28 protein-coding genes and 1 riboswitch are annotated in these 25642 nt (G+C 43.4%); of the genes, 16 read left to right on the top strand and 12 right to left on the bottom strand.

The genetic code is table 11. The features are described from left to right. Nucleotides 1-210 precede the first annotated feature (210 nt). Together CAN90_RS07020 and CAN90_RS07015 are read left to right on the top strand one after the other, a co-directional pair. Nucleotides 211-657, top strand: a complete 447-nt coding sequence (locus CAN90_RS07020) for a hypothetical protein (protein ID WP_085833133.1) — start codon at nt 211-213, stop codon at nt 655-657. Between the two features lie 315 nt (nt 658-972). Beyond that, nucleotides 973-3207 (top strand): ATP-dependent helicase, encoded by a 2235-nt coding sequence (locus CAN90_RS07015; protein WP_242953594.1) that lies wholly within the window; start codon nt 973-975, stop codon nt 3205-3207. 369 nt (nt 3208-3576) lie between these two features. Here the strand turns inward: CAN90_RS07015 and CAN90_RS07010 are convergent, their stop codons facing one another. Continuing rightward, on the bottom strand, nt 3577-4047 hold the full coding sequence (locus CAN90_RS07010) for a cupin domain-containing protein (protein WP_085833132.1): 471 nt from the start codon (nt 4045-4047) through the stop codon (nt 3577-3579). A 228-nt stretch (nt 4048-4275) separates the two neighbouring features. Between CAN90_RS07010 and CAN90_RS07005 the strand changes: the two genes are divergently transcribed. Both CAN90_RS07005 and CAN90_RS07000 read left to right on the top strand, forming a co-directional pair. Beyond that, entirely contained in the window at nt 4276-4482 is a 207-nt protein-coding gene (locus tag CAN90_RS07005; protein WP_085833131.1) for a hypothetical protein, read from the top strand. A 237-nt stretch (nt 4483-4719) separates the two neighbouring features. Continuing rightward, a complete protein-coding gene (locus CAN90_RS07000; RefSeq protein ID WP_085833130.1) occupies nt 4720-4905 on the top strand; it encodes a hypothetical protein in 186 nt (61 codons plus the stop codon). A gap of 39 nt (nt 4906-4944) precedes the next feature. Here CAN90_RS07000 and CAN90_RS06995 read toward each other — a convergent pair whose 3' ends face one another. Further along, nucleotides 4945-5253, bottom strand: a complete 309-nt coding sequence (locus CAN90_RS06995) for an AbrB/MazE/SpoVT family DNA-binding domain-containing protein (protein WP_085833129.1) — start codon at nt 5251-5253, stop codon at nt 4945-4947. A 289-nt stretch (nt 5254-5542) separates the two neighbouring features. Then, nucleotides 5543-5749: a hypothetical protein gene (locus CAN90_RS06990; RefSeq protein WP_085833128.1), complete on the bottom strand. Its 207-nt coding sequence runs from the start codon at nt 5747-5749 to the stop codon at nt 5543-5545. Nucleotides 5750-5888: 139 nt separating this feature from the next. Between CAN90_RS06990 and CAN90_RS06985 the strand changes: the two genes are divergently transcribed. Next, the gene (locus CAN90_RS06985) at nt 5889-7385 is read left to right on the top strand and encodes a recombinase family protein (protein ID WP_085833127.1); all 1497 of its coding nucleotides are present in this window, start codon (nt 5889-5891) and stop codon (nt 7383-7385) included. A 36-nt stretch (nt 7386-7421) separates the two neighbouring features. Next, the gene (locus tag CAN90_RS06980; protein ID WP_242953593.1) at nt 7422-8120 is read left to right on the top strand and encodes a hypothetical protein; all 699 of its coding nucleotides are present in this window, start codon (nt 7422-7424) and stop codon (nt 8118-8120) included. A 167-nt stretch (nt 8121-8287) separates the two neighbouring features. Here CAN90_RS06980 and CAN90_RS13705 read toward each other — a convergent pair whose 3' ends face one another. The 3 genes from CAN90_RS13705 to CAN90_RS06970 all read right to left on the bottom strand — a co-directional run bounded on the left by CAN90_RS13705 (nt 8288) and on the right by CAN90_RS06970 (nt 9992). Next, a complete protein-coding gene (locus CAN90_RS13705) occupies nt 8288-8449 on the bottom strand; it encodes a hypothetical protein (RefSeq protein ID WP_187138314.1) in 162 nt (53 codons plus the stop codon). A gap of 206 nt (nt 8450-8655) precedes the next feature. Beyond that, complete coding sequence (gene nrdR / locus CAN90_RS06975) at nt 8656-9111, bottom strand: transcriptional regulator NrdR (protein ID WP_085833125.1); 456 nt, start codon at nt 9109-9111, stop codon at nt 8656-8658. Between the two features lie 89 nt (nt 9112-9200). Beyond that, nucleotides 9201-9992, bottom strand: a complete 792-nt coding sequence (locus CAN90_RS06970) for a sugar phosphate isomerase/epimerase family protein (protein ID WP_242953592.1) — start codon at nt 9990-9992, stop codon at nt 9201-9203. A 401-nt stretch (nt 9993-10393) separates the two neighbouring features. On the opposite strand from CAN90_RS06970, the gene abc-f reads away from it, so the two are divergent. Beyond that, complete coding sequence (gene abc-f / locus CAN90_RS06965; protein WP_085833123.1) at nt 10394-12313, top strand: ribosomal protection-like ABC-F family protein; 1920 nt, start codon at nt 10394-10396, stop codon at nt 12311-12313. 61 nt (nt 12314-12374) lie between these two features. Here abc-f and CAN90_RS06960 read toward each other — a convergent pair whose 3' ends face one another. Beyond that, nucleotides 12375-12611, bottom strand: coding sequence for an HPr family phosphocarrier protein (locus CAN90_RS06960; protein WP_085833122.1), 237 nt, complete (start codon nt 12609-12611; stop codon nt 12375-12377). A 235-nt stretch (nt 12612-12846) separates the two neighbouring features. Here CAN90_RS06960 and mtaB point away from each other — a divergent pair, with 235 nt between their 5' ends. Next, nucleotides 12847-14133 (top strand): tRNA (N(6)-L-threonylcarbamoyladenosine(37)-C(2))-methylthiotransferase MtaB, encoded by a 1287-nt coding sequence (mtaB, locus tag CAN90_RS06955; RefSeq protein ID WP_085833121.1) that lies wholly within the window; start codon nt 12847-12849, stop codon nt 14131-14133. Nucleotides 14134-14163: 30 nt separating this feature from the next. Here the strand turns inward: mtaB and CAN90_RS06950 are convergent, their stop codons facing one another. Further along, the gene (locus CAN90_RS06950) at nt 14164-15465 is read right to left on the bottom strand and encodes a glycoside hydrolase family 10-like protein (protein WP_085833120.1); all 1302 of its coding nucleotides are present in this window, start codon (nt 15463-15465) and stop codon (nt 14164-14166) included. Nucleotides 15466-15650: 185 nt separating this feature from the next. Between CAN90_RS06950 and CAN90_RS06945 the strand changes: the two genes are divergently transcribed. Both CAN90_RS06945 and CAN90_RS06940 read left to right on the top strand, forming a co-directional pair. Then, entirely contained in the window at nt 15651-15944 is a 294-nt protein-coding gene (locus CAN90_RS06945) for a DUF1294 domain-containing protein (protein ID WP_085833119.1), read from the top strand. A 215-nt stretch (nt 15945-16159) separates the two neighbouring features. Further along, entirely contained in the window at nt 16160-16918 is a 759-nt protein-coding gene (locus tag CAN90_RS06940; protein ID WP_085833118.1) for a tRNA threonylcarbamoyladenosine dehydratase, read from the top strand. A 66-nt stretch (nt 16919-16984) separates the two neighbouring features. Here CAN90_RS06940 and CAN90_RS06935 read toward each other — a convergent pair whose 3' ends face one another. Continuing rightward, nucleotides 16985-18091, bottom strand: a complete 1107-nt coding sequence (locus CAN90_RS06935; RefSeq protein ID WP_143750807.1) for an LCP family protein — start codon at nt 18089-18091, stop codon at nt 16985-16987. Nucleotides 18092-18277: 186 nt separating this feature from the next. On the opposite strand from CAN90_RS06935, the gene CAN90_RS13875 reads away from it, so the two are divergent. From CAN90_RS13875 to CAN90_RS06925, 3 genes are all read left to right on the top strand, one after another. Next, nucleotides 18278-18400: a hypothetical protein gene (locus tag CAN90_RS13875; protein ID WP_278335040.1), complete on the top strand. Its 123-nt coding sequence runs from the start codon at nt 18278-18280 to the stop codon at nt 18398-18400. Nucleotides 18401-18505: 105 nt separating this feature from the next. Further along, on the top strand, nt 18506-19939 hold the full coding sequence (locus CAN90_RS06930; protein ID WP_085833117.1) for an NAD(P)/FAD-dependent oxidoreductase: 1434 nt from the start codon (nt 18506-18508) through the stop codon (nt 19937-19939). A gap of 140 nt (nt 19940-20079) precedes the next feature. Beyond that, nucleotides 20080-21000, top strand: a complete 921-nt coding sequence (locus tag CAN90_RS06925) for a LysR family transcriptional regulator (protein WP_085833116.1) — start codon at nt 20080-20082, stop codon at nt 20998-21000. 141 nt (nt 21001-21141) lie between these two features. On the opposite strand, the gene CAN90_RS06920 is transcribed toward CAN90_RS06925, so the two are convergent. Continuing rightward, on the bottom strand, nt 21142-22065 hold the full coding sequence (locus CAN90_RS06920) for a YwqG family protein (protein WP_085833115.1): 924 nt from the start codon (nt 22063-22065) through the stop codon (nt 21142-21144). A 250-nt stretch (nt 22066-22315) separates the two neighbouring features. After that, complete coding sequence (locus CAN90_RS06915; protein WP_085833114.1) at nt 22316-22789, bottom strand: glutathione peroxidase; 474 nt, start codon at nt 22787-22789, stop codon at nt 22316-22318. Nucleotides 22790-22925: 136 nt separating this feature from the next. Between CAN90_RS06915 and CAN90_RS06910 the strand changes: the two genes are divergently transcribed. From CAN90_RS06910 to crcB, 3 genes are all read left to right on the top strand, one after another. Beyond that, a complete protein-coding gene (locus tag CAN90_RS06910) occupies nt 22926-23369 on the top strand; it encodes a MarR family winged helix-turn-helix transcriptional regulator (RefSeq protein ID WP_085833113.1) in 444 nt (147 codons plus the stop codon). 148 nt (nt 23370-23517) lie between these two features. Next, nucleotides 23518-23589: riboswitch (Fluoride riboswitch) on the top strand. 97 nt (nt 23590-23686) lie between these two features. Continuing rightward, nucleotides 23687-24124, top strand: a complete 438-nt coding sequence (locus CAN90_RS06905) for a fluoride efflux transporter FluC (RefSeq protein ID WP_085833112.1) — start codon at nt 23687-23689, stop codon at nt 24122-24124. Then, nucleotides 24121-24471, top strand: coding sequence for a fluoride efflux transporter CrcB (gene crcB / locus CAN90_RS06900; RefSeq protein WP_085833111.1), 351 nt, complete (start codon nt 24121-24123; stop codon nt 24469-24471). The genes CAN90_RS06905 and crcB overlap by 4 nt, the downstream gene beginning before the upstream one ends. A gap of 145 nt (nt 24472-24616) precedes the next feature. Here the strand turns inward: crcB and cysK are convergent, their stop codons facing one another. Then, complete coding sequence (gene cysK, locus CAN90_RS06895; protein ID WP_085833110.1) at nt 24617-25549, bottom strand: cysteine synthase A; 933 nt, start codon at nt 25547-25549, stop codon at nt 24617-24619. Nucleotides 25550-25642 lie beyond the last annotated feature (93 nt).

Below are 25642 nucleotides of genomic sequence, written 5' to 3'. Positions count from 1 at the left end.
CAACGATAAACTTCACGAAAGCTTTGCTTGCTTTCTGGCGAAAAAGAATTGAAATCATGGAAAGAATCGGGTATAATAACTTTAATTGGGATTTTGCATTACGCTTAGGGAGGACAATCCCTTAGCATTTACCATTTATGTGGGCGCATCGCTCTCAAAAACGGTTGTCTTCCCGAACAGAATACTTATAAGAAATGGGGATGTTTTTTGATGGACGCTACACAGCTTCAGATCATTATTTCAGCAATTGCGGCTATTGCAGCATTGGCCGTGCTGGTTGTTTTGCGTGGTACCCTGCAAAAGCTGAATGTATTGAACGAGAAACGTGAACAAGCACTGCGTGAGGCACAGGCCGTAAATCAAGCGCCTGCTCCGGCACCTGTTTTTAGCCAGCAAACTGTCGCTCCAGTAGCAGTACCCGCTGTTGCTGCTACTGCACCTCAGGCGGCTTCCGCTGTACAAGGAACAATTTCCGGTGAAATTTTGGCTGTTATTGCAGCTGCGGCATACACGTTGTATGATATTCCAGCTTCCGCAATTCAGGCGGTCACACTGGCAGAACCTGCACCGCTTGCTGTAGCCACTGCTGCTCCGGCACCCCGTACCCGTTCCACTTGGGCAACTGCCGGTTTGCTGGAAAACACCCGCCCGTTCTAAATTTCGTTCTTTAATCAAAGCGCCCGGGTCTTTTGCCCGGGTGCTTTTTTATTGGGAACAGTCATTTGCCAAGCACTGCAAAATAGAGTATAATTATTTTATAAGTGTCTAGAGTGCTAAAATTACAGCAGCCCAAGGTGAAATTTTCCGCGGGCCGCCGAAAATCATGGCGAAACCGGCCCGACCTTATGGGCCGGCGCCCTTTTTTCTGTACCCTTCGTTTTGTGAGATACTTTTAGTCAATAAAAATATGCTAAAAATGCCTTGCGTAACGGCCCGCCGGTACAGGGAAGAAATAGGAGGATTGCGTTAAATATGTCCGTACTGAATGAAACGCTGCTATCGCAGAATTTTTCCAAGATGAATCCAAGACAACAGGATGCCATCCGGCACAAAGAAGGGCCTCTTTTGATTTTGGCGGGAGCCGGAAGCGGAAAAACCACCGTACTGGTGAATCGTGTTGCCAACTTAATTCGCGAAGGGTGCGACCCTTACCGGATTATGGCAATCACCTTTACAAATAAAGCCGCAGGTGAGCTCAAAGAGCGCCTCGTTACCATGCTTGGTGACAAGGGCAGTGAGGTTTGGGCTTCTACCTTTCATTCCACCTGCGCGCGTATGCTTCGGCGAGACGCGGACAGACTGGGTTACACCCCTCACTTCACCATTTATGATTCTGACGATTCCCGCAGGGTGATGAAGGACTGCCTAAAGGCTCTTCAAATTGATGAAAAAGAGCTTCCCGTGAAGTCTGTTTTAGGTGAAATCAGCCGCGCAAAGGATTCTTTGGTAAATGCTAAGGAGTTCTCTGATCGCGCCGGAGATGATTTTCGGCTAAAGAAAATTGCAGAAGCATACCTAATGTACCAAGGCCGCCTGAAGGCCTCCGATGCAATGGATTTTGACGACCTGATTTTTAACACAGTAGTCCTCTTCCAAGTTTGCCCGGATGTTCTGGATTATTACCAGAATCGCTTCCAATACTTTATGGTAGATGAGTACCAGGACACAAACCACGCGCAGTACATGTTTGTATCTCTTTTAGCGAAACGAAATAAAAACTTATGTGTTGTTGGTGATGATGACCAGAGTATCTATAAGTTCCGGGGAGCTACAATTGAAAATATTTTAAGCTTCGAAAAAACTTTCCCAGGAGCCTTAGTCATCCGCTTAGAGCAAAATTACCGCTCTACTAAAAATATATTGGATGCAGCAAATGCTGTGATTGAAAATAACACTCAGCGCAAAGGAAAATCTTTGTGGACGGAAAACCCACAAGGCTGCCCCTTATACATGCACACATCCTTTAGCGAGCAGGATGAAGCAGATTATATTGCTACGCATATTCTGGATGGTGTGGCAAAAGGGCGTAAATATTCGGACTTTGCGGTACTGTACCGAATGAACTCTCAATCGAACTCGTTGGAAAAAATGATGGTAAAGTCGGGTATTCCTTACCGAATTGTAGGCGGAGTTCGTTTCTATGACCGTAAAGAAATTCGCGATATGCTTGCCTATTTGAGTGTGATTAACAACCCTGCGGATGAAGTTCGTCTGCGCCGTATCATCAACCAGCCTAAACGCTCTATTGGTGAAAAGACCATTACGCAAGCAGTAGAACTGGCTCGTGAAGCAGAGATGTCTTTATTTGATGTAATTACCAACGCGGAGGATTTTGAGCCTTTGCGTCGTTCTGCGGCAAAGCTGCAAGCATTTGCCCGCCTTATCCTCGATTTAATTGAGGCTTCCACCAACCCCGATATCTCTTTAAACGACTTATACCAGCTTATTTTGGAGAAAACCGAATACATTGCTTCCCTGCGAGCGGAAGAAGACGACGCGCAAGATCGAGTCGATAATATTAACGAGCTTTCTTCCAGCTTAATCAAGTATCAGGAAGACAACCCCGATTCCTCTCTCTCTGGTTTCTTGGAAGAGGTTTCCCTCTTTACAGACATTGACCAGCTCGATACCAACAAAGACCAAGTCATTCTAATGACTATGCACTCTGCAAAGGGCCTTGAGTTCCCTGTGGTTTTCCTCCCTGGGATGGAAGACGGCCTCTTCCCCGGAATGCAGGCCATTTATAACCCGAACGAAATTGAGGAAGAGCGCCGATTAGCTTATGTGGCAATCACTCGTGCCCGTGAAGAGCTACACCTAACCAATGCGGAAAGCCGCATGATATTTGGTTCAACCTCTCGCAACAAAGCATCGCGCTTCTTAATTGAAATTCCGGAAGAGCTTGTAGAACGCAGCCGTTCTCGGTCTTGGAAAAAGCCGGAGCCCGGAACCGATTTGCCAACCTCCGCTTACGAGGCGCGCACAATCTCCATACAGGCTGCCCGCCAGTTTGGCCCAGTGGATATTCCTCCGCGTAAATCCACTCAAAGCTACCAAACCGGAGATCGCGTGGAGCACAAAACCTTTGGTGAGGGAAAAATACTTTCGGTTACTCCTATGGGTAATGATAATCTACTTGAAATAGAATTCCAAACAGCCGGAACAAAAAAATTAATGTCTAATTTCGCGCGATTGACCAAGCTTTAATCTCTGTAAAATAGACGTTTTTCACCTTTTGAACAGGCTAGGTTGCCTACACTATGTGTCGCAGCCGAAAAAAGTACGGGTATTCATTGTACATGCCGCTTTTCTTTATAATAATTACCCTGTAACAAAATTGAATCTGAGCCATAAAATGTTATAGAGAACATGGGAATTTAACCTGTTAGGAGGAACAATTTATGGCTCAAGATTTTAATATTGCGTCCGATGAGCGCGGAACAGGATGCTTTAAAGAAGCTGTTTGCATTGACGCCATGCGTATCTATGATTCGTGCAGCGAATAAGAGTGTTCATATGGTAGAAACAGCCCGCTCCCCTATTGGTAAGGGGAGCGGGCTGTTTCTATATGTGCAGTTATTTTTTAGAGGGATTCTCTGTCGCCATAGCATCTGACTTTGTTCTATGAATGGTTCCATGCGGGTGATGAGGCGGAGCGTAAATTGTATAAAGCTTTAACGGAACATCCCCGGTATTTATCAGGTTATGCCATGTTCCCGCTGGTACAAAAATGGCGCAACCGGGAGAAATATTTTGTTGTAAGACTACTTTATCTTTACCGTTCCCCATCTTTACCATTCCACAGCCTTGTTCAATCCGTAAAAACTGGTCGGTATCCGGGTGCACCTCGAACCCAATATCTCCGCCTACCGGAATACACATTAGGGTTGCCTGAAGGTGGGTTCCTGTCCATATTGCTGTTCTATAATTGCAGTTTTGCTTTGCTGCTGCCACAATATTAAGAACATATGGCTGCGGGCCCATATCCATTCCTCTGCACCCTTGGCTAGCATTAGAATTTGACGCACTATTCGCTTTATTATTCATAATACGAATCCTCCTTTTCTTCAGTATATGCTACGCAAAAGAAAAGTTTATGTTTTAAGAAATATCGGCACTAGAGCTGTCAGGCTTTTTGTCTAAATAGAATTATGATAAATAATACAGATAGAAAATTTTTATTTTTCATCCTTTTGTTTCTAGTAAAGAGTCATTCGTGGACGAGTTAGAAATCACAGCATATACTATATTAATCTTTAAAAGGGAGGCAACAACATGGGAAAATCTTCTGCCGATTTTTGGAATGAGAGAGTTTCCGGCAGCAGCGATAGAGACAACCGTGGTGGCAACAATTCTGACTGTGACCGCGAGAGCTCGAAAGCTTTGAAAAGCATTCTTTCTGAACTGGATGATCTCAACAATTCTGATTTGCGTTTATTAAGAGACGTTATTGACAGATTACTTTGTACCCGCAGGTGCTAATCGCAAGTTAATGTTATATTAACAAATGAAAAATCAGTGCTTATCCTTTTGGATTAGTACTGATTTTTTATATACAGCCATGTCGCCACCCTCAAACTTATCATAAAACAATGAAAAGCGAGTTACGTTCTCCCGAAGCGGCTTTTCCTCTATGGAATCCCTTAATTTGTATCATCGAGAATTCTCTTACGGTATTCAAAAACATTGCTAAAGAATACTATGGAGAGAGGTGATGACATGCTGAGAGAATTTACCCCCGAAGAAATCGCATATTTATCGACTACTTTTGCTCTGGCAATGGCAAAAGATCAGGATATTCATTCGCTTCGGGTACTTTGCAGCTTTTTTACGAATGTCGTTGCCACTATTAATGTAGTAATTAACCAGCAAGCTTTGCTTGACAACCAGCAGAACTATTACTAGCTATTTCTAAATTTTTTTGTATTAATTTCGTAAGCGCAATCATTTCCCCTCTTTTTCATCGAGATTTGTTATTTGACGAATGCGTGAAAACGCCTCATGTACATTAAAAAGCTGCCGCGCCTCATAAATATGTGTTAAATGGTTAATTTCACTCAAACGCCTGCGCAATTCTTCATTCGTTATTATGAGTGGGTCTGGATGATACGCCTTGATGACCAGACCATTCTCTTGCCCTATAATCTCGATTGGATCACCGACTTCCCAACCCAGAGTACGACGCAGCTCTTTGGGTATTACTATGCGGCCCGCCAAATCAATGTTTCGAACAACACCTGTAACATGTTTCATTCTCCAATCCCTCATTTCACATTTTTTGCGGCAGGCCGTATTTTATTTTTGATTACCTTTTTACTGCTATTTTGTATCCTTCCCTCTTCCTTTGCTGCCTGCATTCGACACTGGATACCCAAGAGGGAAACAGAAAATTCGGCTGCCAGCTGAAAAGATTATTTTACCATAAGCAGCACCTAAACCAGAATTGTACTCCTAATTTCTTTCCATCCCTATATTGATATCTCACCCTTAAGTCTGCAAAGGGCTTGTCCAACTATTCTTTTTCATTTATTAAGAATTATCTTTATAGAATTATTTTCTTGCGGAACTTTCTATAGTTTTCTGCATTCCCTGCCCAATCGAGTTCAACCGCTGTTTTAAAGCCATTCATACGGGACAAGCCCATTTCAATTGCTGCCTGGAACGACGCTCTATTGTTTACGACCTCTTCCTCTGTTGCAGACAAAATGTGTGTAGCAACTGTTGGTGTTCCCGTATCTTTCTTTTTCAAGCGATTCACCTCCCGTTCCTCAAAATATGATTTTAATCGATTGTCCTATGCCTCAACTCTTTATTGTAATATGTAATAAAGAGAAACAGTGTCTCATACATAACAAACAGAGTAGACTTTTAGAGAAGGGAGGGCATCCATGAAAAATATAGCAATCTATTTAAGAAAATCTCGTGCCGACGATGCCGATGAACCGGTAGAACAAACGTTGGAGCGCCACCACAAGACCCTCCTGGAATATGCAGAGAAAAACACTCTTATAATACCCCCAGAGAACGTGTATAAGGAGGTTGTATCTGGTGATGCACTGTATGCCAGGCCAGAAATGCTGCGCCTTCTGAAAGACGTTGAGGAAGAAAAATACGATGCCGTACTTTGTATCGACATCGACCGACTTGGGCGTGGCTCTATGGCAGAGCAAGGTGTAATTTTAGAAGCCTTCAAAACCAGTGGAACCAAAATAATGACACCGGCAAAAATAGTAGACCTTGACAATGATGCCGATGAAGACTATACCGAGTTTAAAACTTTTCTCTCCCGGCAGGAGCTGAAAATGATTAAACGCCGACTCAAAGCAGGAACGCAGAGAACACTGCGTGACGGTGGGTATATTGCCAATGCACCTTACGGGTATGAAAAAACCACAATCAACAAAAAACCAACCCTAAAAATTATTGAAGAAGAAGCAAAAATTGTCCGCCTGATGTTCCAAATGTATGTAGAGGAAGGCATTGGCTGCCAAATCATAGCGGAAACAGTAAATGCCATGGGAGCAAAACCCCGCAGATCCGACCATTTTGGAAGAACCAGTGTGATGAAAATTTTAAAAAACAATGTGTACATTGGGAAAATCATCTGGAATCAAAAATCACGCATTCGAAAAAGCAATGGAAAAGAAGTTACAGTTACCAACCCAAAGGAGAAATGGATGATTACTGAGGGAATTCATCCTCCCATCATAGAAGAGGATTTATTCTATAAAGCACAGGAGATATTTGAAAAAAGGTACCATCCCCCTTCATACACCGGCCGGGTAGAAAACCCCTTAGCCGGCCTCATCTACTGTAAAAATTGCGGTAGCCTGATGCAGAGGCAGGTAATGAACCGCAGCACACAAAGCTATCTTCTTTGCCCGAAAAAGGGCTGCGTTGTATCTAGTCAACTATCGCTAGTTGAGCAAGCAATCGTAAAGGAACTAAAGGAGCAATGTAAGGCTTTGCTGTTACGGCAAATGCCTTCGCAGCAAGCACATTACCCTTATGAAGAAGCCCTAAGCTCCATCCAGCAAGAAATTACTGCTGCCAATAAGCAATTGGATGCTGCCTGTGAACTTTTGGAACGTGGTACATACACCACCGAACTATTTTTAAAGCGTGAGACCTCAATTAAAGAAAAATTAGAACAGCTATATCACTCGCAAGAGGAATTTAAGCAGCGTTTTCCTGCACCAAAGCTGAACACGACAGAGATGGGTATTCGTATTCACCATGCCATGTCACTTTACGACGCTATGGATGCACAAAGCAAAAACCAAGTTTTAAAGTCCCTGATTGATCGAGCGGTGTATTATAAAAAAAGAGGCTCGAAGCCTGCTCAGTTTGAAATTGAGCTTTTTTTAAAGCCAATTTACCTGTAAGGTGCATACTCTTGCGACAAAGACTGCTTAGAAGATTTGCGTGTATACTTTACGCCAGATAGACAGCAGTTGATTAACGAAGCGGCAACCGTTAAAGTAAGAAATGTAGAAGTGATTACGGTTTACCTTGATTTGGAACCGGTACCATTCAACAAGGGATTCTATTCCGTAGATATGACCTTCTTCTTTGATGTTGCTCTGGATGTTTACTGCTCGCCTACCTCTGGCCCCGTTCAGGTAAACGGTATTTCTGTATTTAACAAAAAGGTCATTTTGTACGGCAGTGAGGGCAATGTAAAGATGTTCAGCTCTGACTGTGGGCTGGATGATTTGGAAGTTCAATCATGGGCTTGCCGCGCATTGCCAAAAGCAACTGTGCAAGTAGCAGAACCCGTTGGTCTTTCTTCCAGAGTATGCGACTGCCCTGCAAACCCCTGCGACATTTGCTGCCGCATTCCCGATTGCATATGCAGAAGATTTGGCAGTGAATTTGTAATGGACTCTGTACGCCGCACGGTTTATGTAACCATCGGTATCTTTACCATCGTACAAATCGTACGCAATGTACAAATGCTGATTCCCGCTTACGATTTCTGTATTCCAGAAAAAGAGTGTGAGGCTACATCGGATGATCCGTGCGAACTGTTCCGCCGGATTGATTTCCCCACCGATGAGTTTTTCCCGCCTAAGGCCGGAGACTGTGGCTGCGAAGACAGAGGCTGCCGCCAAAGGTAGTAAGCCAAAACAACCCATGCACCCTCCAAACTCGAAAGAACACATGCTAAGTATCAGGGTGAATTCCTCTTCTATGTGGAATCACCCTGATTTTTATTTGTAAAAAGCGCTTTCCCGCTTATTTTACGGAAAAGCGCTTTTACTTTTTATTACAAAGTATTATAAAATTAAGGTTTTATAATTGGGTGCGCCTTTTGTTTTGTGTGTTTTGCTTTCCCTTGCAGCTCCGGAACAGGTGGAACATCATTTTTGGGAATGTGCGTTTTATGGTTACCTTCTGTTCCATGCGGCTCTTTGGGGTCTGGTCTACGCATTCCTGCTTTTGCCATATAAATTCTCCTTTCCATTGATTCTGATAGTATTCCCATACACCTCAAACACAATTCTTTTTATTAAAAAGGAACTGTAACTTCTTACAAGTTTTCTTTTACATATTTTTATAATAATACTTAATTTAATTCCGCTCTCTATCTCTTGTTAAATAAAGTTAAGAGTACAAAAAAGCCGGGTGCTTTTTCGCACCCGGCTTTTTTCATTATCGGCTTTTTACCAATTTATTAAGTTCATCCATAAATGTATTTATGTCTTTAAACTGCCTATAAACAGAAGCAAAACGAACATATGCCACTTCATCAATGTTCTTTAGCTTTTCCATCGCGTACGTTCCAATTAGGCTGGAGGGTACTTCGCGATCCAGTGAATTTTGCAGCATGGTTTCAATCTCATCTACAACTCGTTCCAGTGTATCAATAGAAACCGGGCGTTTTTCGCAAGCCCGCAAAAGGCCGTTCAGCAGCTTGTTGCGGTCAAACGTTTGGCGAGATTTGTCCTTTTTAATTACCACAATCGGCACCGTTTCAATAACCTCATACGTGGTAAAGCGTTTGGCGCATTTCAGGCACTCCCTGCGGCGCCGAATTCTCTCGCCCTCGTCCGTTGGGCGGGAATCAATTACCTTGCTTTCCTCAAAACCGCAATACGGGCATTTCACAGATCATGACCCTCCTCTGTTCTATTCCAATCCAATAACTTCTAAAATTATAGCATTATTGTGCGGTTATTTGCAACATTTTGAAGGATTTATTTCACGAATTGTTCTACAAAATGCCTACTTTCTACCAAATGCTCCATTTTAGGGATGCTGGTGCGATACACTTCTATAATAAAATCGCCGCTGTACCCATATTCGGTAAGCTGATTCATTAGTCTGGCATAATCCATACTGCCTTCACCAGGCAGCAGGCAATCTGATTTCTCATTATTGTCGTTTAAATGGATATGAACCAATCGATCTCCCATGGCATGGCACATCTCATACGGGTCTTTTCCCGCACGAACGGCTTGCTTAATATCCAGTACAAAACAGCAACTGTCTCCCAAATAATCTCGCATACGCCTGATAAAACCAGGGTCTTCACTGCGAAAACGATTTACATTTTCTTGCGCCACCTGAATTCCACAATGGCGACCTGCCTCATAAAGCAGTGCGTACCGTTCAAAGTACTCCTGTTCACTAAGCTTGCTTAGCATGTAATCACGCTGGCCATGCAGTACCAGAATTTTAGCTCCAATATGGTTGGCGGCTTCAAAATACCTGCGGTAAAAATCCAGTGAGTCTGTAAAGCGGTTGTCGTAATCCGAAAAGAACATCATGCTCTCAAAACCGGAGGTAAACGGGTGAATCGATTTTACGGACGAGCCCGAAGAATCCAATATTAACTTTAGATTTTTCAAATAATCTTGCCGAAGCTCACTGTAGGTATTAAAAAAGATTTCGAATAGTTGAAATCCCATGTTGGTCAGCTTGGCCAATGATTGAGTGGTCTCCTGCGGATACAGGCACGCCGTTGAAATACCGTATCGAATGAACACTCGCCTCCTTTCAATGGAATACTTGTACATAAAACCATTATATCAGAAATCACTAGAATTGCTACGAAAAATGATCCGTTAAATCATACTGTGCATTCTCAAAGCACCAAAGCTTTACTTTGCTATCTTGTATATAATGCTCTTTCGATGACCTTTTATATCCCTTTATTTTACAGTCTATTTTAGCAAAGGAATGTAGTTATTATAGCATTTTCAGTGCAAAAAAGTCTACAAATCCCCTTATTTTCAATTGAACGTATGCTTGTTAAGCGTTTTTCTTGATTTCATTTGTAAATTCCACTATAATAGATAAAAGAAACGGTAGCCGATTACCGGCTTCAAGGCGGTGAATGACCGCCTTTTCTATTGTACAGCCGTTTTATAAAGGAGCTTTTAGTAACATGGCTTTGCTTAGTACAAGTAATTTAAAAAAGGCATTCGGAGCTGAGGATTTGTTCAGCGGCGTATCCTTTGAAATACAGTCAAATGACCGAATTGGCCTTGTAGGCGTTAACGGTTCGGGAAAAACAACCCTTTTCAAGCTGCTCACGGGTGAGCTCTCAAACGATGGTGGTGAAATTCACCTTTCACGAGATGCCGTAATCGGCTATATGGAGCAGCACGTATGCAGTAACTTAGAGCAAACTGCCTATGCCGAAGTGCTCAGCGTTTTCGCCCCTTTGCTTAAAATGGAGCATGAGCTGGAAGAAATCAATTTGGCTTTGCAGGGCAAGCCGAATAATCAAACCGAGCTAATTGAACGCCAAATGCACTTAAACGACCGTTTTATGCAGGATGGCGGTCTCACCTGCCGTTCAAGAGCTCGCTCTGCATTGCTTGGATTAGGCTTCGACGACGAACAAGCCGCCATGCCAGTTGGTGTGTTGAGTGGTGGGCAAAAGGCAAAGCTGCAGCTTGCAAAGCTTTTGCTTTCCGGCGCTAACCTATTATTGCTCGATGAACCGACCAACCACTTGGATATAGACTCCGTAGAATGGCTGGAGGATTTTCTTAAGGGGTATTCCGGTGCTTTTCTCGTCATCTCGCATGATCGTTACTTTTTAGACCGTGTAACTGGCAGCACCTTTGAGCTTTCGAATCGGCGCATGACCTGCTATAAGGGCAACTATACCACCTACCTTGCGCAAAAGCAGGAGAACGACCTAACTGCGCAAAGAAAATATGAGAACACCAAAAAAGAAATCTCTCGCTTAGAGGGAATGGTTGTGCAGCAACGGCAATGGAACCGTGAGCGCAACATTCGCATGGCAGAAAGCAAAATGAAGGTGATTGACCGGCTGGAAAGCACCCTCGTAAAGCCGGATGAAGCGGAAGAAAGCATCCGGTTCCGTTTTGAGCCATCTCAGCGCGGTGGAAACGATGTTTTAGCCGCCACAGATTTATCTCTTTGTTTTGATGATTCTCCTCTCTTTCGCAATGTAAATATGGAAATTCGCCGGGGCGAGCGCATTTTTGTGATTGGGCCAAACGGCTGTGGTAAAACCTCTTTATTGAAAACATTGCTGTCTCGCTACCTGCCAAACAGTGGCGAAGTGCGCTTTGGCGCAGGTATTGACGTAGGCTATTATGACCAGATTCAAGAGGATTTGCACCCTGAAAAAACAGTAATGGATGAAATATGGGATTCATACCCCTCCATGACACAGACCGAGGTTCGCAATGCGCTTGCGATCTTCCTCTTTCAAAACGACGATGTATTCAAACCAATCTCCGCACTCAGCGGCGGAGAGCGAGCCCGTGTTTTACTACTGCGGCTAATGCTCTCGCGTGCCAATTTCTTACTGCTGGATGAACCGACCAACCATTTGGATATTGGTTCTTGTGAAGCATTGGAAAATGCGCTTCAAAATTATGAGGGAACACTGCTGATTGTATCGCATGACCGTTACCTTATAAATAAGCTGGCCGATCGAATCTATTTTTTAGACAAAAATGGCACCACCGAATACATTGGCAATTATGATGCATATTTAGAGCGGGCAAAGCAAGCTGTAAAGGAACAGGTGAAAGAACAGCCGGAACCGGAACAAAAAAACCTTTACAAGCAGCGAAAAGAGCAGGAAGCAAAACTTCGCAAAGCGCGTGCCGCCATTAAGCGTGCTGAGCAGGAGATGGAACGGCTTGAGCAGGAAATGGAAGAACTGCAAAACCGCTTGCATGCTCCTGAAATTGCCGCAGATTACGAAAAGGTATTGGAGCTGACAGAGCAGCTTGCTAAGCGTAAGGAAGAATCCGAATCGGTATTTATCACTTGGAGTGAGCTGTCGGAAGAACTAGAGCAGGCCGGCGAAACCACGTAAAAAAGCCCGGAAAAATCCGGGCTTTTTAGGTAACCATACCGCTTCTTTAGTTATTATTATGTTATGCGTTCTGCGGTGTAAATTCAGTAAGTTGCGAAATAAAGTGCTCTGCCTGCGGACCTTCGAGTTCAACCGTAACCGGTTTGGACAGGTCTAAACTAAATACTCCCATAATAGACTTCGCATCAATTGAATACTTGTCTGTTCTAAGATTAATTGGGAAGTCGTATCGGTTTGCCAAAGAGACAAACTTTTTCACTGCTTCTATGCTGGACAACAGAATATCGGTTGTATACATAGTCGACATCTCCTATTCTTGATTCTATGAATTGCTTTGAATAATGAACTATCTAGTTCCTATCATAGCGTACAGTTGACGGTTGGTCAATATCAAAAAAACAGTTATTTCTGTTCTATTAGACTTTTTTAGAGCTTTTTTCACAATTCTTCAGTTATCTTCAATATATTGTAAAATAATGTCATTTTTACACGTTTATTTTTTAAAGTTATTTGGTAATAAGAAAGGAATCCCCATGAAAGTACATGTGATTACACTTGGCTGTAAGGTGAACCAGTATGAATCGCAGGCAATGCTGCAACAGCTTCAGCACGCCGGGTTTTCCCCTTCCATCGGGGATTCGGCAGATGTAGTGCTGATTAACTCCTGCACCGTCACCGCAACCAGTGACCATAAAGTTCGACAAACTCTGCACCGTGCACGTCGACAGAATCCGGACGCTGTGATTGTGCTAACCGGCTGTATGCCACAGGCATTCCCGGAGGAAGCTACCGCTTTAGCAGAAGCAGACATTGTTCTTGGTAATTCAAACCGCAGCTCACTGCTGCCCAACATTTTAACATATCTCTCAACGCGTCAAAGGATTATCGACATTGTTCCCCATGAGCGCAAGGGAGAATTTGAGCCCATGCAAATTGAAGATTTTCAGGAGCGCACCCGCGCTTTTATTAAAATTCAGGATGGATGCAACCGCTTCTGCTCCTATTGCATTATCCCATATGCAAGAGGGCGTGTACGCTCCAAACCATTGGAAGATTTGGAGCAAGAGCTTCGCCTATTGGCTGAAAAAGGGTTTCGTGAGGTTGTACTGACTGGAATCAACCTTTCTGCTTACGGGCAGGAGCTTGACCTGCACCTTTGCGACGCAGTGGAGGCTGCCTGCCGTACACCGGGTATTGAACGAGTACGCCTTGGCTCACTTGAGCCGGAACAGCTTAGCCAACCGGTAATACAGCGGTTGGCCGCTCAAAACAAGTTCTGCCCGCAGTTTCACCTTTCACTGCAAAGCGGCTGCGACGCTACTCTGCGCCGAATGAACCGACACTATAATACGGCGGAGTACCGTGAGATTGTTCATAACCTGCGCCTTGCTTTTGAAAACCCCGCCATCACAACAGACATTATGGTGGGATTTGCGGGTGAAACCGAGCAGGAGTTCGCCGAATCCCTTGCGTTTGCGCAGGAAATCGGCTTTGCAAAGGTACATGTATTTGCTTACTCCCGACGCCCGGGCACCGTTGCCTATTCTGCGCCAGATCAACTCACAAAAGAGACCAAAGACCGCCGCAGCAAGGCAATGATTGAGGTTACACAGAAAACTATGCTGGAGTTTTTTGAACGTCAAATTGGGCTAACCGCCAATGTTTTATTCGAGCGTGAATGTGCCTCTGGAGTATATGAGGGTTATACGGAAAATTATACCCCTGTAACTGTAAATTCGGAGCAGCCGCTGCAAGGCAGTATTTTGCCTGTTCGCATTGAGACTGCCAGCAAAGACGGCTGCACCGCGGAGCTCTTGTAATTTAAAATTTATTTATTAAGATTATTTTGTTTAGTTCAGCAGCTTGATTACGTTTTTCACCTCTTCACGGCTATGCTCTGCATCCAGCTGGTCATACGCGTAGAACATAAAGCCTCCAGAACCAATCTGCCTGCCAAGCTCTATTTGCTTTTGCAAAATGTCGCTGGATTTTTTCCACGTTCCCTCATCCACATCCGTGCCGGCTTTGTACACTGCAAGACCAAAATAGAGCTGAACTCCTTTGGCAGTAACCATTTGCTTCCACTGCTTTGCCCCTTGGTCAAACGGAAGAATGGGATTTTCAAAATTAACATAGAGCTGCGGGCATATGTAATCCACGTATCCGGCAGTGGAAGCCCACGAGACTACGTCTGCCCCCATTCGTAAATCGTTTTGAACATTTCCTTGGGGAGAAATACCAAATAACACGTTGGGTTTAATACTTTTAATCTCACGGTATACCATCGATACCATCTTATTAATATTCGCACGCCGCCACTCTAAGAGCTCCATGGCAGAGCCATTTTTCTTTGCCTCAGCTAAGTATGCACCATATGAGCCAGTATCGAACACACTGCTCTCCGTGGGGTAAAAGTAGTCGTCGAACTGAATGCCGTCTACATCGTATTTCTTCACAATTTCGCCTACTCCATCGGTGATTAGCTTTAGTACCTCAGGGTATGCGGGATTATAATAAGAACCATTGTCGAGCGTAACTGTTCGCCCCGAAAGCTTTTGTAAATTCCATTTGTTGTAGGGATTGCTCTGCGCAAGCACCGTTGGTGTATTGTTTGTACGAATACGCAGTGGATTCACCCATGCGTGGATTTTCATACCCGATTTGTGTGTAGCCTGTACCATATAGGCAAGTGGGTCGTAACCCGGGTTTACACCTTGTGTTCCAGTTAAAATATGCGACCATGGGAAGTAATCAGACGGATACAATGCGTCCCCAAATGGGCGCACATGTACAATTAGCGTATTCATTCCTTTGCTTTTTGCATTTGCGACAATGGCGTCAAATTTCTTTTGAAAAGCTGCCTGACTTTGGTCGGCTTGCGAACTCATAGCAAGGCTCATATAAGGTACCCACACCGCCCGCATTTCATCTTTAGGGGCTGTGTTAACGGGAGCAGCAGTAGAACTGGCACCTGCTTGCGAGCCCTCCGTAGAGGAGGCCTGTGATGACGCAGCGGGTTTAGATTCTAAGCCAACATGCTGCTGTGCCGGAGGCCCTCCCTGCACCGCCATAGTAAGAAGAACAGAGACAATCAACAAAGCTACTGCAAAAACGCTTGGCACATAGCTTTGCCAAATTCGCTCGTTTTTCATTTTACAATCCTCCTTTTTGAAAGTCAGTTCACTGAAAGTGAATTTTGATATACGAGTATAATAAAAATAGAAAAGATAGAACCTGTCCTCGTGCTGTTCTTTCTATTTATAATGCGGTTGTTATGTAAAAAAGACCTGTCCGCTTTCATTTCAGCAAAATTTGGACAAGAAAGAGAGCTTCGTTTATGTTTCAAATCATCTTTTCAAACATAGTGGGAATCGTGCTATACCTTGGTGTGATGAACCTAATCGCCGCCGTTGTTACTGTGTATGATAAAAAACAGGCCCGCACGCATGGGCGGCGGGTGCCAGAAAAAAATTTATTTACCTTAGCAATTCTTGGCGGTACACCGTCAATGCTGGTTACCATGCATATTATTCGGCATAAAACTCAGCATAAGCGCTTCATGCTCGGGCTGCCGCTTTTGCTGCTTGCACAACTGATTATCGTAACTCTGCTCTACCAGGTATACCACTAAGGGTATTTACCACAAAAGGAATATGCAGTATAATAGTGCGGTATTCAAAAACGCAAAGGCTCCTGTTATGCTACCACACTCCCCTGCTGAGTCTCAAAGGTAAATTGTGGGCATCTGCTCAAAGGGCAGGATTCTCGGCTGCAAAACGGGAAGCTTTTATACAGAAGATAGAAACCAGCCGCATTGACAGCGGTAAACAGGAAAGGGAATCAGGAATGCTCAACGAATTTTCAAGAACACAGCTCTTATTGGGTAAAGATGCCATGCAGAGCCTGCAAAACGCAAAGGTTGCTATATTTGGAGTAGGAGGAGTCGGCGGCTTTACCGTGGAAGCCTTGGCACGCTCTGGTGTTGGCAGCTTTGCTCTGTTTGATGATGACCGTATTTGCCTAACGAATATTAACCGCCAAATCATTGCAACTCGCAAAACGGTAGGCAAAAAAAAGGTTGAGGCTATGGCAGAGCGGATACTCGATATTAACCCCAAAGCACAGGTTGAGCTTCATGAAGTATTTTATGGTGCGGAAAATGCCGACCAGTTTGATTTTACCGGCTACGATTATCTTGTAGATGCCATCGACACCATCTCCTCCAAACTGATTTTAATAGAGCGTGCCAAAGCAGCAAATGTACCGATTATCAGTTGCATGGGTGCCGGCAATAAGCTTGACCCCACTCGCTTTGAGGTTTCGGATATATATAAAACCTCTGTTTGCCCTCTGGCACGAGTGATGCGCAACGAGCTGAGAAAACGCGGTATTGATTCCTTAAAAGTGGTTTATTCCAAGGAGCCAGCCCTTACCCCTATTGACGACGATGCGAATAGCTGCAAGCATAACTGCATTTGCCCGCCAGATACCAAGCGCAAGTGCACCATTCGCCGCCAAGTACCAGGCAGTATCTCCTTTGTTCCATCTGTTGCCGGTCTCATTTTGGCTGGTGAAGTGGTAAAGGATTTAATTCAATTAAAATAAGAAGAAGCCATTTCGATACTTTTCGAAATGGCTTCTTCTTATTTCGAGCAATCACCACTGGTAATCTTATTTTTCAGAAGAATCTGTACCATAAATAAATTCACGAAGCACCTTACAGTTCGCTTCTAAGTCGGGGTTTAGTACATCCCCAACACCAGAGATACGCTCATCCTCATACAATCCCGCATCTGGCATATGAAGTGTTTCTATTGGGTAGTTCATAATACTCATTGCATTTGCTGCGAGGCTCAGCATTTCACCATCAGACAAGTTGGTGGTAACGTAACCCATATAATCGTGCAGTAAAGAGGAGAGTTCAATGGGATTCTTTGTTTTGAGCTTGTCCACCATACAGCTAATCACCTGCCGCTGGCGGCCAGTGCGCCCAAAATCGCTATCGATTCTTCGAATTCGGGCATAATACAAAGCCAAGGTTCCACGCATATGGTTGCGACCGGCGGTCATCTGGGCATCCATTACCCGATTCATTTCTTTGGCCTCTGCCTTACTGACATTGACCTCTATTCCACCCATTTTATCAATAATCTCAGCAAAGCTATCTACATCAATCGTAACGAATTTATCAATATCAATACGAAAATTATTCTCAATTGTTTGCATAGTTAGTGCAGCGCCGCCGTTACTAAAGGAAGCATTCAGCTTTGTTTTGCCAACGGTCGGAATTTCTACGTACAAATCACGTAAAAATGAGGTTAGCTTTACTTTTTTGGTTTTATTATCTAGAGAAACGAGCATCATTGTGTCAGACCGCTGCAAACCATCTTCCACTCGGTCGGTACCAATCAGCAAAATGTTGGTGACCCCTTTGTCAGAGATTACTCCCCACTGTGGCGCGGCCGAGGGCTGCTGTACATAACTTTGTGTGTCTGTATGATCCCTTTTAATTTGAGACAATAAAGACGAAGCATACGCAAAAATGGTTGCACAAAACAATATGACCACTGCCAAAAGAATGCCAACAATCTTCTTCCCTTTTTTCTTTCTCGGTGAACGACGCTTGGAGGATGTTTTCCTTGCCGTGCCGGAAGAACTGGAAGCATTACGCCCGCTATTACTGTAAATGTCGCGTTCAACGTAATTATAACGGTCTATTTCTCCGCTTGGTCTTCGGTTTTCGCTGCGACCACGGCGGTCATCTTCTCTTCTTGCCATATTTTTCTCCTTATTCTGCACGTTCCATGTGACAAAAACCATTCTATTGCAAATGGATACGCTTGTCAAGGTTGGCAGAAATGCTGCTCCATCCCGCATCTTCTTATCATTTGTTTACAGCTAGGTAACATATCTTCCTGTATTTTTAGGTATAATAGAACAGGTTTCAGAATGGAGGAAGAACGTATGCCGCAAATAAAACAAAAAAAGACGAACGCAAGCAACCATGCTCTTTGGGTGCGAATTGTTGCACTCGTTTGTGCTCTGCTAATTGGTGGTTCTGTTCTTTCCATTGTATTTTACCTGTAAACCAGAATAAAATACGTTGGGCGTCAGTTGCCTTGTTTCTGCCTGCCGGAGGCTCTCCAGCAGGTATATTTTGTTGTGTTATTTTATAATTTGGGAGGTTCAACTATGTTTGAGTATGACGTAATTATTGTAGGGGCTGGCCCTGCAGGAATTTTTGCTGCTTTAGAGCTGGAGAAAACCGCTCCGCAGGCAAAAGTTTTAATGATTGACAGCGGCAGCACCATTGCTCGCCGAACCTGTCCCGCCAGAACAAAAGGAATCTGCGCACACTGTAATCCATGCCATATTATGAATGGCTGGGCCGGTGCCGGCGCTTTTTCAGACGGCAAGCTTTCCCTTTCTTATGAAGTAGGCGGAAATGTGACCGATTACCTACCGCGTGAGGAAGTAACCAACTTAATTCACTACGCCGACGATATTTACTTAGGCTTTGGCGCACCTGAAACAGTTTACGGCCTCAGTGATAAATTTGCAGATAAAATTGCTTACGATGCTAAAAAACACAACATTCAGCTTGTACCCTGTCCCGTGCGCCATATGGGAACCGAATATTCTTTCGATGTTCTCCGTGGCATGTACGACCACTTAAATGCAAAAGAAAACTTTACTTTTTTAGAATATACTACCGCAGAATCCATTCAAAATGAGGATGGCAAAGCCACCGGTGTGTGGGCAGTAAATAAGCAAGGGGAACGCAAATGTCTAACGGCACCTTACATTGTACTTGCCCCTGGCCGCGGCGGTGCCGACTGGCTCAACCGTATTGCAGCTGAAAATGGCATTTCCACCACCAACAATGCCGTAGACATTGGCGTTCGCGTTGAGGTGCCAAACGCGGTAATGGACCCCCTCACCAAGCACCTGTATGAAGCAAAGCTTGTATATTACTCTGATACTTTTGAGAGCAAGGTTCGAACTTTCTGCATGAATCCTGGTGGAATCGTAAGTGAAGAGCATTACGAGGGTGGTGTTGGCGGCAAAGGCATTGCCGTAGTGAATGGACACAGCTATGCGGATGAAGGCCGCCATACTGACAACACAAACTTTGCCTTACTTGTATCCACCAATTTTACCGAGCCATTTAACCAGCCAATTGAATACGGTCGCTACATTGCCCAGCTTGGTAACATGTTAACTGGCGGTGGTATTATGGTGCAGCGTTTGGGCGACCTTTTGATGGGACGCCGAACAGACCTTTCACGCTTGAAGCGCTCCACTACTGTTCCAACTCTAAAAAATGCAGTGCCGGGAGATTTATCGTTTGTTCTTCCCCACCGCCACCTGACCAGTGTAGTGGAAGGTCTTCGTGCGTTCGACAAAATAGCACCAGGTCTCTACTCCAAGAACACGTTGCTTTATGGTGTAGAGGTGAAATTTTACTCCTCCAAAGTAAAGGTGAAAAACACATTTGAAACTTCAGTGGATAACCTTTATGCCATTGGTGACGGAGCAGGTATTACTCGCGGGCTGATGCAAGCCTCCGTAACTGGTGTGGTCGTAGCAAGAAATATTGCCAAAAACATGAAAGAATCAAAATAATGATATTGTCTCTCCCCTTTTACTGTAACAAAGTGTAGAAGGGGAGTTTTATTTTATTTCAGCGTTGCCCTACGAACCAGCATCGGGTATAATAATTCTACAAAGCGATTTAAAAAATACGCTGTGCGGAGGATATAGGCATGACATTACAGCAGCTGAAATATATTATTGAAATAGTGAATTGCGGTTCGATTAATGAAGCTGCAAAAAAGCTGTATATTACCCAGCCCAGCCTCTCTAACGCAGTAAAAGAGCTGGAATCTGAAATGGGGATTGAGCTTTTTCTGCGAACCCCAAAGGGCATTACGCTAACCTCTGACGGTGCGGAGTTCCTTGGCTATGCGCGCCAAGTGACCGAACAGGCAAGCCTGTTGGAGCAACGCTATGTAAATAAAAAGCCCTCACGCCAATTATGCTCTATTTCTACACAGCATTATGCATTTGCAGTCAACGCATTTGTAAATATGATTGAAAAAAGTGGTGCAGATGAATACGAATTCACTTTGCGAGAAACTAGAACCTACGAGATTATTGAAGATGTGAAAACACTACGAAGTGAGATTGGTATTTTATACCGCAATCCATTCAATCAAAAAGTAATTGATAAATTATTAAAAGAGAATCACTTGGAATTTCACCCGCTTTTTACAGCCAAACCACATATTTTTATTAGTTCCAGTAATCCTTTGGCAAAGAGAAAATCCGTTACCTTAGAGGATTTAGAAGAATACCCCTATTTGTCTTACGAACAGGGAGATTTTAATTCCTTTTATTTTTCAGAGGAAATATTAAGCACCGTCTTCCATAAAAAAAGCATTCATGTGAGTGACCGTGCAACCATCTTTAACCTGATGATAGGTCTTGATGGGTACACGATTTCCACCGGAATTGTAAGTGCTGATTTAAATGGAGATAACATCACTTCCGTACCACTAATTGTTGATGATCAAATTCAAGTTGGCTGGATTTCAAACCGACAAATTCAGCTAAGTAAACAGGCTCTCTCTTATGTAGAAGAGCTTCGTGCGGTAATAGACAGCTATGGGCTGACACTCGAATAGTAATACAAAAAATTTTAATTATACTCCCCCCAAAAAAGCCAGCGCCTAAATGACGCTGGCTTTTACTTTGTTCAGTTATATATTTAAGTACTGTTTATTTACTTTTCTGCCCATAAGGAAGTAAATGTTTCATCCTTTTTGTCAGGTACAAGCCCACTGAGCTAGCACATGAGAGAAGTCTCGATTTTTCAAATCTTTTGTGCGAATTAGGAAATTCAATATTCCACCATTTAGATTGATATCCATGTCTCCGATATCGCCCGCCGGAAAAGTAAAAGTGTCGTCATCTAGTTGGAAGAGCAGGGTATCCCACTCCTCCAGTGGTTTACCGCTCTCCACACTATATAGCCGGGGATCGTCTTGAGCGAAGCGAGGATATCCTCCGAGCTTGCAGCCACCAATCTCAATCTGTTTTCGAATTTTATTGAGGGTCTCCCGCTCCTCGGAGGTTTTATCTTGCAGTGCATAGGGCATGTAATCTTCCGGATTCACATTGGGCAGTTGGGAAGTCAGCGCAGCTGCAAAGAGGTGGTCAAAGCGAATGTCATTGTGGTTGATTCCCTCCTGTTCCGTAGGCAAAAATGTTATTTTAAGAGGCCTATCTGGAGTGCGCCACAACTCTGTGTCATCTTCCCATGAAGTGGGCATCTTCGCCCGGCATTCATCTTCTGTGACGGTTTCATCTACGAACGGATGGTAGGTCGTTTGCCACTGACCTTGAACCGTACCGTCTTCCTTGCTGTAAAGACCAAACCCACCATCATAGTCAAAATCGGATAAGAAAACCTGCAAAATTCCCTCATTCGGAAAGTTTTCCATGGGTGGCATCTGAGCAAAATTGATTTGAGCACATAGCCACAGAATTTGACCGTCATCGCCAATGGGATACTTCTCATTATGCGGAAGATAAGGAACGCCACCCAAATAACTGTCTTTTATAGAAAAAGATTCTTGACTTAATTGCAATCGGCAAACAGGTCGTTTGCTCTCTTTCTGAATTTCATCTACAATCTTTTGACAAAAACATATTCTTTCCATATTTCCCTTTTCATTACCTAAACTCATTATTGTTCCTCCTCCGTTCTTTGTTTTTGTCTGAGTCAACCCTACTAGTACTTACCTTGATTATGACCCCATAGAGAGACTCTTTTTTGTTTGCTCTGGCAGATTAAACATACATTATTTTACCAGAAAGTAAGATGTTTTGCTATTCGTAAAGCTTTGGGAAGCATTGTTATATTAAAATAAAGGGATGCCAGCAGTTTTACCTGCATAACATCCCTTTGCACTTTACAGACGAAAAAGAAATCACATTTTAAAGTAGTTTTTCTATATCCGCTTCCAAATTTTCCGGTTTTTCAGTAGGCGCATAGCGGGCAACAACATTTCCGTTTTTGTCTACTAAAAACTTTGTAAAGTTCCATTTAATGTTTGAGCCCAACATACCCTTTTGCTGGCTCTTTAAATAGGTGTAGAGAGGAGCTTCGTTAGGACCATTTACCTCAATTTTTGCAAACTGTGGGAAAGTTACATCATATTTTAGCTGACAGAAGCTGTGAATTTCCTCTTCACTACCCGGTGCTTGATTCCCAAACTGATTGCATGGGAAATCGAGAACTTCAAACCCACGGTCACGGTATTTTTTGTAGAGATTTTCAAGACCTTCGTATTGCGGGGTAAAACCACAGCCGGTTGCAGTGTTAACAATAAGCAAAACTTTGCCCTTATACTGAGAAAGTGATACCGGTTGCTTATTCATATCGAGAATATTATAATCGTAGATTTTCATTTTAAAATCTCCTTTTATTTAAATTGTTCTTAATTTAATTTTATACAATTTAACAAAAATGTCAAGTGCTTTTTCTTGACCAAAGCAAATTAATTTGATACTATTTAATTGTACAATAAGTATTGAGGTGAAACCGATGAAAAATATAGATGAACTTTTAAAACTAGAAAACCAGCTCTGCTTTGCGCTTTATGTTAGCTCAAAAGAGATTATTCGTAAATACAAACCCTTTTTGGAACCCATGCACCTAACTTACACCGGTTATATTACCATGTTGGCACTATGGGAGAAAGACAATATCTCTGTAAAGGAGCTTGGCAGCCGACTAACGCTTGATTCCGGTACGTTAACACCTCTGCTAAAAAAACTGGAGTCTCTTTCTTATATTGAACGAATCCGCAGTAATGATGATGAACGCAGCGTGCGTATTCGCCTTACAGAAACCGGCCACGCTTTAAAAAAACAAGCGGCCAAGATACCGGAGAATATGGTCTGCTCCACCGGCCTCTCCCCAGAAAAACTGGCACCCTTACTACAGTCACTGCATTCCTTTATGAATGACCTTGCGAATGAGTCTTAAACATTCTCATTCTTATAAAAGTTTTGGACTAGGTTGAATTTCAGATAAAATCATGTTATTCTATTTCGTAGTAAAAGACGGGATTATGCGGTACCAACTACATTTTGATTTTATTGTATTTGTTCAATCTTGCTTTTCGTCACACCATAACTAATTAGGGAATGAAGTTCTCCCTCGGTAATACCGAAACTGCTATTCAGCTGATGACTTCTGCTATTTGCAGAGTTATCAGCTTTTTTGTTTGATTACATTCCGCTAGCACCGATTTAACTACTTTTCAATCACAAATCAAAGCATTTTATTTGGAGGATTGCAAAATGAAAAAAATCCTTTTCTTAACCTGTGGCAGTGCCCTCGGTGCTGTTGTAAGGTACCAATTAGAAAATATTACACTTGGGGGATACCATGGATTGTTCCCGCTCAACACCCTTGTTATTAATCTTTCTGGCGCATTTCTCATTTCTTTTATTTTCACCGTTTGGTCTGAAGTTCGAGCATTTGATACGGATCTTCGGCTTGGCCTTACCACCGGACTTATGGGTGCTTACACCACATTCTCTACCTTGTGTAAGGAAGCATCCACTCTGCTATTTGCCGCAAAATACTTTACTGCATTTTGTTACCTTTCGGCCAGCCTATTATTGGGCTTAGGGGCTGTGTACTTGGGTATGAAGTCCGCCCGCGCATTGGGTCTTTTGCTCCAGAAAAATCCGAACATGGTAACAGAAAAAGAACAGGAGAGTGATTGCAAATGAGCTTGACACTTGTTGCCATCGGTGGAATATGCGGCGGGCTATGCCGGTACCGATTGGGGCTGTTTCTTTTAAAGAAGAGTGCAGCAATTTTTCCACTAAATACATTTATTATTAATCTTTCCGGTGCTTTCTTGCTCGGTATTCTTACGGCATTACAGCCAGCCCACTCTACCTATGTTCTACTTGGAGATGGATTTTTGGGTGCTTACACTACCTTTTCCACTTTTGCATACGAAGGGTACCAACAATTAGAAGCAAAAAATTCTTTTGCCGCCTTTTACCTCATTGGTTCATTGGTTTTAGGTGTTGCAGCTTATCTCCTCGGCTTTGCTGTTGCAAAAGTATGATTGCCAGGGTTTCATTCTTAGTAATACGTCCATTCTATTATACGAATTCGTACATTCTTAAGCAAAAACAAAGCCCCCTCAACGGTATCCGTTGAGGGGGCTTTGTAATGGGGTTAGAAGTACATAATGAGATATTTTACTCTTATTATTCAGAAAAAAGCGGAGTGGAGAGATAACGCTCACCGGTATCTGGCAGAACGGCTACAATTACCTTGCCAGCGTTTTCTGGGCGTTTCGCAAGCTCAGTAGCCGCCCAAATGGCAGCACCGGAGGAAATACCTACTAAAAGACCCTCTGTTTTTGAAAGCTCTTTGCCTACCGCAAACGCATCCTCATTCTTAACGCGGATGATTTCATCATAAACCGAGGTGTTCAGCACCTTTGGCACAAAACCGGCACCAATTCCCTGAATTTTATGGGAACCGGATTTACCCTCCGACAATACGGGGGAGCCATCAGGCTCTACGGCAACAATTGATACATTGGGGTTCTGTGATTTTAGGTACTCGCCCACACCGGTAAGCGTACCACCCGTACCAACACCCGCTACAAAAATGTCTACCTTGCCTTCGGTATCTTCCCAAATTTCAGGACCCGTGGTGACTCTGTGAACCTGCGGGTTCGCAGGATTTACAAACTGCCCGGGAATAAAGGAATTCGAAATTTCTGCTGCAAGCTCTTCGGCTTTGGCAATGGCACCGCTCATTCCCTTTGCGCCTTCTGTAAGCACCAGCTCTGCACCGTACGCCTTCAATAGATTACGGCGTTCTACGCTCATCGTCTCCGGCATGGTAAGGATAATACGATAGCCATGCGCAGCCGCAACAGATGCAAGACCAATACCGGTATTACCGCTGGTAGGCTCAATAATAACGGAGCCGGGCTTTAGAAGCCCTTTTGCCTCTGCATCCTCAATCATTGCCTTGGCAATACGGTCTTTTACACTTCCTGCCGGGTTAAAATATTCCAGCTTACCAATCACAGTTGCCTTTAACTCATGCTTCTTTTCATAATTCGAAAGCTCTAAAAGAGGGGTTTTCCCAATCAAATCAGTCAGATTCTTATAAACCTTTGCCATAAGACGACCTCCTAATGTTATTTAATCATATATGCTATATATGTTTTACTGCTGCTACTATAATACTGCGGTTTTTCAAAAATGTCAATCCAT

The organism is Clostridium merdae, assembly GCF_900176635.1.
Classification (GTDB): Bacteria; Bacillota; Clostridia; order Oscillospirales; family Acutalibacteraceae; genus Faecalispora; species Faecalispora merdae.
Note: the sequence above shows the minus strand (reverse complement) of the source record. Positions and strands in the feature narration are given on the sequence as shown.